The sequence below is a fragment of the Paenibacillus sp. P4_A7 genome, from assembly GCF_056402455.1.
The window spans coordinates 1-3089 of sequence record NZ_JBFUHJ010000576.1 but is presented as its reverse complement, the minus strand read 5'-3'; the positions used below and the strand labels follow the sequence as shown (position 1 = coordinate 3089).

Annotated in this window: 3 protein-coding genes; 2 read left to right on the top strand and 1 reads right to left on the bottom strand. The window is 46.7% G+C overall.

All coding sequences use genetic code 11. The features are described 5' to 3' along the window. Nucleotides 1-557 (top strand): hypothetical protein (locus tag AC1DWN_RS31225; protein ID WP_477562749.1); only part of this gene is annotated, 557 nt, incomplete at its 5' end. A gap of 49 nt (nucleotides 558-606) precedes the next feature. Continuing rightward, nucleotides 607-1611, top strand: coding sequence for an SGNH/GDSL hydrolase family protein (locus AC1DWN_RS31220; RefSeq protein WP_477562748.1), 1005 nt, complete (start codon nucleotides 607-609; stop codon nucleotides 1609-1611). Nucleotides 1612-1815: 204 nt separating this feature from the next. Here AC1DWN_RS31220 and AC1DWN_RS31215 read toward each other — a convergent pair. After that, nucleotides 1816-3089 (bottom strand): DUF4838 domain-containing protein (locus AC1DWN_RS31215; protein ID WP_477562747.1); only part of this gene is annotated, 1274 nt, incomplete at its 5' end.

The window sequence follows — 3089 nt, the reverse complement described above, 5'->3', positions numbered from 1 at the left end:
GTTACAATTGCGGCGTTCGTCCAGCTGTAACTCCTGGTGATATTGATTTGGTAATCTGTGACGTCATGGTCGGTCAATGGGCCGCACAGACGCTCGCTCATAGGGGGGCGGATGTGACAGTGCTAGGCAGACACGACCAAAGATTAGAACTGCTTCCTGCACCGATTGGCTCCTTTAATTTGAAAAAGAACGCACTAGCGGATTGGATCGGCGATCGTTCGGACATTGCCATCGTCGTCGACACGGTCGGCGCCATGGATACGTTCCGAGAGCTGAAACCGGCGATGAAACTAGATAGCCACCTTGTATCGGCCGGTTTTCTCGGCGCTTCGGGAATGGTCGATATCCAGGAACTTCGAGCGCAGGAAATCACGCTGCATAGCCCTTCTGGGTGGACAAAACAGCGGATGGACGATACTCTTATCGGTATACGCGATGGCTGGCTGCAAACGACGCCTCTGATCACTCACAGAATGAAGGCGGAAGACGCGGAAAAARCATGGCGCATCATCATGGACAAACCCGAATTTTTTCTGGGTATCGTTCTTGAATGGTAACAGGAAAAGATTCAGGGTATCCAGCCTAATTGGGGAGTGAATTCGTTCGATGGCGAACAAACAACAAGCGGAAGCATTCGTATTCATGAAAGAAGAGGCCTTGCCCCTGCGGTACAAACCGCTGGCGGGAGAGTCCATTGCTATGCGAAGCCGCTCGAGAATCGACCTCGTAGATACGATTCATTACGAGGAAGGCAAGGACTTTATCGTCGACTATACGCAAGGCACGATTCGCCGAGCGAACGGCAGCCGAATTCCTGATGGAACACTTCATCCGATGTACGGGATACACGGGTTCGATCACAATCGCTATCCTGACTTCAGCAATCAAGCTTACACCGTCTACGTGGATTACTCAACGGAGTCCTTGACGGAAGGTGAAAAACTGACGACCTCAGAAATCGAACGTTCGGGATTGTTTGATCGATTGATCAGCAAGCTGAAGGCGGGAGAAGAAGCCGTCTACGTCGTCTATGGGGACAGTATCAGTACGGGCGGGGAAGCCAGCGAAGAAAGCTTGGCGTATTTCGGCAGATTCACGGACACGCTACTGGGGTTATATCCAACAGGCCGCATCCGCATCGTCAACAAAGCGATCGGAGGCGAAGATACTAGCGGAGGCGCAAGCCGAGTGGACAATGACGTTGTTCCCCTCAACCCGGATTTGGTCTCGATCGGTTATGGCATGAACGATCAGAACAAGCAGGAACGCGGAAATACGACGACTCTGGAAAACTTCGAAAAAAACCTTCGGTACATGATCGATGCGATCCGCAATGCCGGCGATACCGATATCGTTCTCGTTACACCATGCGAGCCCAATCCGAATTGGCAGCATACGAGTGGCAAAACCGCCCTATATGCCAACGTCATTCGCCGTTTGGGCGATGAATACGGAATCGGTGTCTCAGACGCACATGCCATATGGACTGCTGAGCTCGCCGCGGGCAAGACGCACGAGAGCCTGCTGCTGAACAACATCAACCATCCAAACGATTACGGGCATTGGATCTATAGCAAAGCTTTCCCTCTGATGCTGAAGCAACAACAATAATCGACCGCAAAGAGAAAGACTATCTTGCGGCACTTGACTAAAAGGCGATCTCTTCTCGGTATTCAACCGGGTAGCGGTCGCCTTTCTTTCTGTAAATGTTCATTGCAAAAAAGCTCCCCACTTTCATCATAAACAAACTCATCGTTTGTCTGATAAAATTGGAGAGCTTCCTTGTAAAAGTCTTATACTAGCTGTCTAAATCAGTTATTCTTCGAGTAGAATTGGGTGGAAGTCCGATGAACTCCACACCGATCCAACACCCCAGCCATAAAATCCAGTTTTATGATAGGTTCTAAAGAAGTAGCCTTGCAACGTCTTAGTTATTGAAAGATCAACATTGATGCTTTCAAATGGAATAACCTGAATCGTCATCCAACGGTCCGTTCCTACCGAAGTGTATGCTTCCCATTCTCCGCTATACCCGCTATTCTGCTTAGGGCCGCTATATTCGAACTTCATTGCTTTCGAGTTGTTAAAAAATACATAATAGCTCGCAGCAGCAGGATGTCCTGTAATAAACGTTTCATTATCATCATCCGGTCCACCCGTCCACCATTCGTTTTGACCAACGTCACTAGTCACGATATTCGAGATGTTATCATCGAAGTTTTCATAGCCTACATACAGATTCTTATTATCCCATAATAAGCGTACCTTCGTCTGCACTGGTGCAGGATTTTTTGAGCTCATCACATAAAACTCCGTGATTGGTGTAGCTGCTGCCCATGGACCTTGACTAAAATCTTTGACACTTATAATATCCTCTTTGGCAGTAGTTGTTTTCACTGCATGAGCCTCCAGATAAGGAAGTTCAGTAATCTCAAGAACCATCTTTTCAAAAGTTGTTTTGATCGGTGCGATTCTCGCCTTTTCTTTATCGTCTGCCAATGCCCATGCCTGATTCAAAGCCTGCTGAGCAGCATCCTTGATCCCTGCTTTGATGATATACTTCCCAATGTACGTATTCGTGCTTGTATTGTAGCCGATTGGATCATCATACTTATTCCATCCCTGTTCAATAAGGTCATAATACGTTCTCATCGAATCTGCTGCGGCGCCATAGGCTTTCCTGATATAATCCGATTTCAATTGTTCAATATCAGCATCCGGGTTCCACATTAGCTTTTGGAATAACCAAAATTGCAGAGCATTAATGGACCAATTCGGAATTCTCGCGTCAATAACACCTTCTGGCATTACACCTGTTATTCCCAGTTCACTGTAATATTGCATATCTGCTTGCACTTTCTCAGCAATCRGTCTCTCATAAGTATTGGAGAGAAAAGACCCATAGTAATTATACATGACCAAATTTTTCGTTTTATCCAACCATGTTAATAATTTAAGTCTGTGATTGTAGTTTGAGTTGTCAACGTCACTGGTATTAAAAGGAACTCTATCATCCCCAGTGAGCGGCGCAAGAACAACAACAATATTATCCTCCAGCTTAACTCTTGGCGGAACATCAGAGAAGAAGT

What these genes read in the sequence shown, in the direction of transcription:
- AC1DWN_RS31220 (WP_477562748.1), top strand. Translation starts at nt 607, where the DNA reads ATGGCGAACAAACAACAAGCGGAAGCATTCGTATTCATGAAAGAAGAG.